The organism is Pseudomonas sp. EGD-AK9, assembly GCF_000465935.2.
GTDB lineage: Bacteria > Pseudomonadota > Gammaproteobacteria > Pseudomonadales > Pseudomonadaceae > Aquipseudomonas.
On sequence record NZ_AVOF01000013.1, the window covers coordinates 1 to 505 of the forward strand.

The 505-nt window shown below is 68.7% G+C and carries 1 protein-coding gene and 1 pseudogene; one reads left to right on the forward strand and one right to left on the reverse strand.

Annotated features, from left to right (window positions below):
* A partial coding sequence (locus N878_RS29425; RefSeq protein ID WP_256217917.1) for a hypothetical protein occupies nt 1-116 on the reverse strand: 116 nt, incomplete at its 3' end.
* Nucleotides 117-280: 164 nt separating this feature from the next.
* On the opposite strand from N878_RS29425, the pseudogene N878_RS00680 reads away from it, so the two are divergent.
* Nucleotides 281-505 (forward strand): annotated as a pseudogene (locus N878_RS00680) (S-methyl-5-thioribose-1-phosphate isomerase); the annotation flags it as partial.

Here is a 505-nt window from a genome sequence, read left to right on the forward strand (position 1 = left end):
AGGACGATGCGGCCGTCGCGGATGCCCAGGGCATGCTCGCGCAGCACCACGCCGGCCGGCTCCACGGGCACCAGCCAGGTGGGCAGGAGCAGCAGGTCGAGAGGGGCGTCGGGCATGGTCGGCGGTCCGCTTGGCGTGAAGGTTGCGTGTGAAGGTCGCCAGTGTATAGAGGAACATCCGGCGCTTGAAGTCGAAGGCCGGCGCGGCTGGATTCTTCGGTCGGCAGCTGCTTGTCTGCGTATAATCCGCGATTTTTTGGCGGCGAAGGGCGAGGTGTGCGATGCGCGAGCAATTGCTGGCGGCGGAGAAGGTTCAGGCTATCGACTGGCGCGACGGCGCCCTGTACCTGCTCGATCAGCGTCGGTTGCCGCAGCGCCAGACCTGGCTGCGCTTCGATTCGGCGGCAGCGGTGGCCGAGGCGATCACCGGCATGGTGGTGCGCGGTGCGCCGGCCATCGGCATCGCCGCCGCCTATGGTCTGGTGCTGGCGGCGCGTGCGCGGCTG